Source organism: Prosthecobacter sp. (assembly GCF_044373815.1).
GTDB lineage: Bacteria > Verrucomicrobiota > Verrucomicrobiia > Verrucomicrobiales > Verrucomicrobiaceae > Prosthecobacter.
Map to the genome: position 1 here is coordinate 1 of NZ_JBIPNG010000437.1, position 5,633 is coordinate 5,633.

Sequence of the window (5,633 nt, forward strand, 5' to 3'; positions counted from 1 at the left end):
GGATCCCAGACGCATGGTGCCACCAAGCTGCTTCACCTTCTTCTGCTCCTCCATCAGGCTGATGACCGGATGCGGAGTGGTCTTGTCAAACTCGGTGCTGGTAGCGCCCTTCAGGCCGCAGACATTGCGCGCAAACTCAATGACGGCGATCTGCATGCCGAGGCAGATGCCAAAGTAAGGAATGCCCTTTTCACGGGCATAGCGGGCAGCCGTCACCTTCCCTTCCGTGCCACGGTCACCGAATCCACCGGGAATGAGGATGCCCTGCAAACCCGTGAGATAAAGTTCAGGACCGGCCTTTTCAATGCTCTCGGCATCGACGCGGATGATGTCCACCTTGCAGTCGTGGGAGGCACCGGCATGCGTGAGAGATTCGTAGATGCTCTTGTAGGCATCCTGCAGTTCGATGTATTTGCCCACGACCCCGATGCGCACATGGTGCGTGGGGTGAATGACGCGCTGCACAAAGTTGCGCCAGCGGGTGAGATCCGGCTGCGGGGTGGTGAGATTAAGCAGGCGGCAGACGTTGTCGTCCAGCCGCTCTTCATGCAGCTTCAAAGGCACCTCATAGATCGTGTGCTTCACGTCGCGCACCTCGACCACGGCCTCGATGGGCACGTTGCCAAACAGGGAGATTTTTTCGCGCACATCCAGATCCAGCGGATGCTCGGTACGGCAGAGAATGATGTGCGGGGCGATACCGATCTCGCGCAGCTTCGCGATGCTCTGCTGCGTGGGCTTCGTCTTCAGCTCCTGCGCAGCCTTGATGTAAGGCACCAGTGTCGCGTGAATGTAGAGCACATTCCCAGCACCCACCTCATGGCCAAACTGACGGATCGCTTCCAGGAAAGGCAGACCTTCGATGTCACCCACAGTGCCGCCGATTTCAGTGATAATGACGTCTCCGCCCATCTTCTCCGCGACCTCGTGCATGCGCGCCTTGATCTCGTTGGTCACGTGCGGGATCACCTGCACCGTGCGCCCCTGGTATTTCCCGGCGCGCTCCTTGTCCAGCACGCTCTGATACACCTGACCGGAGGTAAGGTTGTTCAGCTTGGAAAGATTCGTGTGGGTGAAACGCTCGTAGTGGCCCAGGTCCAGATCGGTCTCCGCGCCGTCATCCAGCACATACACCTCTCCATGCTCGTACGGGTTCATCGTACCGGGGTCGATGTTCAGGTACGGGTCAAATTTCTGCATGATGACCCGCAGGCCACGGAGTTCGAGCAGCGTGCCCAGAGAGGAGGCGGCAAGCCCCTTGCCAAGTGAACTAACGACGCCGCCTGTGACAAAAATGTATTTCATGGATTCTCTTCGGTTGGAGGTTGTCGGGGCGCAGTTCAAGAAGATTGTTTTTGAAGATGCTTTTCAATCGCGTCGGCCTGCTCCGGCGTATCCACGCCGGGCGAGAGTTCGTCCGTCAGCACCACACGAATTCGGGAGCCGTTTTCCAGCGCACGGAGCTGCTCCAGAGACTCCGTCTGCTCCAGCCGCGAAGGCGGCCATGCCACAAACTGGAAGAGGAAGCTGCGCTGAAAGCCATAGATGCCCAGATGGCGGTAGCTGCGCGGCCAAGCCTCAGGATTACGCAGGTACGGCAGCGGCGAGCGCGAAAAATACAGCGCATCTCCCTGCGTGTCGAAGATGACTTTGACCACATTGGGGTCATTGATCTGCGCCACATCTTGAATCGGCGCGGCAGCAGTGATCATCTTCACACCTGGGTCGTCGCGCAGCGTGCGGGCCAGTTCATCAATCAGAGCCGGTGAGATCAGCGGCTCGTCCCCCTGCACATTGATGATAACCCGGTGGTCCGGGTACGAATTCGCCGCCTCGGCGATGCGATCCGTGCCGCTCGGATGCTCCGGGGCAGTCAGGACAAATTTCGCCCCAAATCCAGCCGCAGCCTCCGCAATCCGGGCGTCATCCGTGGCGATGATCACGTCGTCGATCTGCCGACACTCCTGACAGCGCTCCCAGACGTGCTGGACGAGCGGTTTGCCGGCGATGAGGTGGAGCGGTTTGCCTGGGAAGCGGGTGGAACCCCAGCGGGCAGGAATGGCTACGAGGGTGCGTGAAGAGTCGGTGGTTGCCAAGGTGTGGTGGTGACGAGCAGGTTCCCCTGAGATGACGCGGAAGAGCGGACGATGCAAGGGAGATTTGAGCGCTCATGCGGCAGCCCTCGGTCAATGGCCTGCCCTCTCCCCGTGGGGAGCTTCACCCAGACGCAAAAAACCCGCAGATCAGCCTGATCTGCGGGTTTTGGAAAGGGTGCATTTCGCAGCGATTTCCCCGAAACTCAGGGAACTGCGGATGCCGGGCTTACTTGACGTGAGCCGAGACGAGCTTCGTCATCTCAAACATCGTCACCTGGCTCTTGCCACCAAAGACAGCCTTCAGCGCCTCATCAGCATTGATGTTGGTCTTCTTGGCCTGGTCCTGCAGACCGTTCTTCTTGATGTATTCCCACAGCTTCTTGGTCATTTCGCCGCGGGAGAGCGGTGTGGAGCCGATCACTTTCGCGAGAATCTCATCCGGTTGGACGGGTTTGCTGAGGGCTGGGTTCAGTTTGCGGGCGGGTTTCGGATTGGTTGAGTCAGACATGGGGGTAAATGCTGGCCGAATTTTGCCCTACGGTCAACCTCCGTGATGCATCGGATTGATCCGAGGTGATAATTATAACGTTTTCTGCAATATTAAGACTCAATAGGCCATCCGCGTAGCAAGCCCGCACTCAGCCCTACGCCTACAGCTCGGCTTTGGCCCCTGTATCCCGCCCAGCCTCCAGCATCCGCACGCTCTTCTCCACCAGCGGCAGCCACAGGCTCACCCGCGTTCCCAGCCCCTCTCGGCTTTCGATGTCGATCTCCCCGCCATGCTCACGGATGATGCGGCGGACGATCAGCAGCCCCAGGCCCGTGCCCGTGGTGCGGGTCGTGGAAAAGGGCTGGAAGAGCTTGCCCATCTGCTCCGCATTGATCCCCTTCCCCGTGTCCTCAAAGCTCAGGCGCACCTCGAAGTCCGTGAAGGTGCCGTTGATCGTCAGCGTCCCGCCATTGGGCATGGCCTGGCAGGCATTGCGGATGAGATTGTACACCGCCTGCTTCATCTGCCCCGCATCCAGCGGCATGGCGGGCAGGTCGGAGCGCAGGTCCAGCTTCAGCTTCACCTTGCAGGCCTCGATCTCAGGCTGGAGGAAACGCACGCACTCATCCAGCAGCTCCCGCAACTGCACCCGCTGCAACTGCGGCTTCGTCGGCCGGATGGCCGCAAGGAACTGCCCGATGATGAAGTCGAGCCGCTTGATCTCTCCGGTCGCCACATCCAGGTGCTCCCGCAGGCTGGCCCCCTTCGCCCCCATCTTCTTCAGGCGACGCTCTAGCAGTTGCAGATGGATCGTCAAAGAATTGAGCGGATTCCCCAGCTCGTGCGCCACCCCGGCAGCCAGCAGCGTGAAGGCATTCAGGCGCTCGCTTTCCAGCTGTTCCTCCGTGCGCTTGCGCGTCTCGGTCACATCACGGATCAGCATCACAAAACCCAGCGCCGAATCATCATCGATGCTGGTGATGTAGAAATTGAGGTAGCGGTTCTCCGGGTAAAACACCTCCAGATCCCGGCTCACCACCGTCCCCGGCTTCAGCAGTTCATTCCAGTCCAGCCCCCGCACCCCCTGCGCCAGCCGCTGGCCGATCACCTGATCCTGTTCGAGTCCAAAGAAAGTGCAGGCAGCCCGGTTGACGTAGCTCACCTTCCCCTCCGTATCCAGCAAGATGACACCCTCCTGCAGCGCCTCGAACACCTTCTCCTGAAACTTCTTCTCCCGCACCAGCTCCAGCACGATGCCCTGGACCTCCCCCGGTTCGAGGCGGTCCATGCGTTTGATAAGCTTGTCAATGAAGGCAGATCTCATAGGCTGGCGATTATGAACGACCTCCTGATCGTCTTTTGCACCTTCCCCGACATCGGGAAAGCCCGCGAGACTGGCACGGCACTGGTGGAATCGCAACTCGCCGCCTGCGTGAATCTCATCCCCGCCGTCGAATCCATCTACCGCTGGCAGGGCAAAGTCGAAACCTCCGCCGAAGTCCTCGCCATCTTCAAAACCACCCCCACCGCCTGGCCCCTCTTCGAATCCCGCCTCCAAGAACTCCACCCCTACGACGTGCCGGAGATCGTGGCACTGAAGCCCGAGCAGGTGACGGAGAGCTATGCTCGGTGGATTGGGATGAGTATTCCGTAACGTTTATTTGTGCCTTTGCTAGACCGGATCAAAGACAGGGGCAATGTTATCATCGGGCAATAATAATTTGCCAGTCTCCATGTCGTATGAAGAAATAATCCTCTCCGGGGTTCGGAAAGCGATCTGAGAGTGCGAGTGAGTAAGCTTTCCCAATAATGGGTGAAACAGAAATTCCCTCGGCTTGGTTCTGGCGATCATTGCATCCGCCAGTAACTTCTGATCTCTGTAAAAGCTCTGTGTGAGAACAAAGGCGTCAGTGCGTAAATCGCATCGGACAATGCTCCGAAATCCAGCGCGCTTCCAAGTCTTGTCAGCGTGAATCCACTGATTCACAAATCCACCATCAATGAAGTTGCCGATTGCTCTTGAGACGTCTTCTTCTGGGAGCGGAATATGCTGCGATGCTGCACGGACCCCCTCTCGAACCATCAAGGCACAGGTTTCTTGGAATCTGGTGAGTGGGCTCAAAAAGTCACCAGGATCCATCTGAACTTTGATGCCGACGAAGCCCTTCGGCTCCTTGTATCTGATGAGGTTGCTGTCTGCTGCTGACTTCGAACAGTAAATGTTTAGCTTTGTGAACTCAGATTCATGGCGTCCAACAGCTAACCGCCTCTCTACGAAGTTGAGCATTGACCGTGACCCCATCGTCACAGCAACGGCTTCCTCCTTCGAGAAGCCATCCCCTAGGATCAATTGTAGCTCGACGAACTGTGACATTTTAAATTTGGCAGTACTAGTTGATGAGAAACTATTCTGTCGATGACGTCAACAGTGCTTAAGCCCCCATCACCTCCCCCAGCGCCCGCTGAATCCGCGCCAGCGTCTTCTCCTTGCCAATCAAATGCGCAATCGTCGTCACCCCCGGCCCGCGTGACTGACCACTCAGCGCAAAACGCAGCAGCGGCATCATTGCACCCGGCTTCACACTCAGCGCCTTCGCCGCCGCTTCCACGGCATCATGCACTCCCTGCTCAGTCCATTCCGCAGCTTGGGCCAGTTGCTCAGCAGCAGCCTTCAGCAGCCCCGCATTCTCAGGCTTCGCCTTGAGCTTCGTCACCACATCCGCTTCGAAAGGATAGTCCTCGCGGAAGAAGTAATGCACCCACTCCGGCAGTTCAGTGAGCAGGCTCACCTTCTCGCGCACGCTGTGCACAGCCGCAGCAGCCATGGCGTCATCGGTCCAAGTCAGCCCCTTGGCAGTGAGGAAAGTCCGGCCAAGCTTCAGCAACTCTTCAGGGCTCAGCTCACGCAAATACTGCGCGTTGAACCACAGCGCCTTCTTGAGATCAAACTTCGCGTTGCTGCTGTGAATCGCATCCGCATCAAACAGCGCAGTCAGTTCCTCACGCGAGAGCTTTTCGCTCTCCGCCTTCGGCGTCCAGCCCAGCAT

Annotated in this window: 6 protein-coding genes and 1 pseudogene; 1 reads left to right on the forward strand and 6 read right to left on the reverse strand. The window is 58.3% G+C overall.

Going from position 1 to position 5,633, the window contains the following annotated elements:
* The 4 genes from ACIREA_RS25335 to ACIREA_RS25350 all read right to left on the reverse strand — a co-directional run.
* A partial coding sequence (locus ACIREA_RS25335; protein WP_397385114.1) for a CTP synthase occupies window positions 1–1,305 on the reverse strand: 1,305 nt, incomplete at its 3' end.
* Between the two features lie 35 nt (window positions 1,306–1,340).
* Window positions 1,341–2,096 carry a 3-deoxy-manno-octulosonate cytidylyltransferase gene (gene kdsB, locus ACIREA_RS25340; protein WP_397385115.1) on the reverse strand — a complete coding sequence of 252 codons (756 nt, stop codon included), beginning with the start codon at window positions 2,094–2,096 and terminating at the stop codon, window positions 1,341–1,343.
* Between the two features lie 226 nt (window positions 2,097–2,322).
* Window positions 2,323–2,604, reverse strand: a complete 282-nt coding sequence (locus tag ACIREA_RS25345) for an SWIB/MDM2 domain-containing protein (RefSeq protein WP_397385116.1) — start codon at window positions 2,602–2,604, stop codon at window positions 2,323–2,325.
* A gap of 142 nt (window positions 2,605–2,746) precedes the next feature.
* Window positions 2,747–3,910 (reverse strand): nitrogen regulation protein NR(II), encoded by a 1,164-nt coding sequence (locus ACIREA_RS25350; protein WP_397385117.1) that lies wholly within the window; start codon window positions 3,908–3,910, stop codon window positions 2,747–2,749.
* Between the two features lie 12 nt (window positions 3,911–3,922).
* On the opposite strand from ACIREA_RS25350, the gene cutA reads away from it, so the two are divergent.
* Window positions 3,923–4,240, forward strand: coding sequence for a divalent-cation tolerance protein CutA (cutA, locus tag ACIREA_RS25355; protein WP_397385118.1), 318 nt, complete (start codon window positions 3,923–3,925; stop codon window positions 4,238–4,240).
* Between the two features lie 18 nt (window positions 4,241–4,258).
* Here cutA and ACIREA_RS25360 read toward each other — a convergent pair whose 3' ends face one another.
* Both ACIREA_RS25360 and ACIREA_RS25365 read right to left on the reverse strand, forming a co-directional pair.
* Window positions 4,259–4,960 (reverse strand): hypothetical protein, encoded by a 702-nt coding sequence (locus tag ACIREA_RS25360; protein ID WP_397385119.1) that lies wholly within the window; start codon window positions 4,958–4,960, stop codon window positions 4,259–4,261.
* A 58-nt stretch (window positions 4,961–5,018) separates the two neighbouring features.
* Window positions 5,019–5,633: pseudogene (locus ACIREA_RS25365) on the reverse strand (glutamate--tRNA ligase); the annotation flags it as partial.

Coding starts and splice junctions, on each gene's coding strand:
- ACIREA_RS25345 (WP_397385116.1), bottom strand. CDS start 2,604: ATGTCTGACTCAACCAATCCGAAACCCGCCCGCAAACTGAACCCAGCC.
- ACIREA_RS25350 (WP_397385117.1), bottom strand. CDS start 3,910: ATGAGATCTGCCTTCATTGACAAGCTTATCAAACGCATGGACCGCCTC.
- cutA (WP_397385118.1), top strand. CDS start 3,923: ATGAACGACCTCCTGATCGTCTTTTGCACCTTCCCCGACATCGGGAAA.
- ACIREA_RS25360 (WP_397385119.1), bottom strand. CDS start 4,960: ATGTCACAGTTCGTCGAGCTACAATTGATCCTAGGGGATGGCTTCTCG.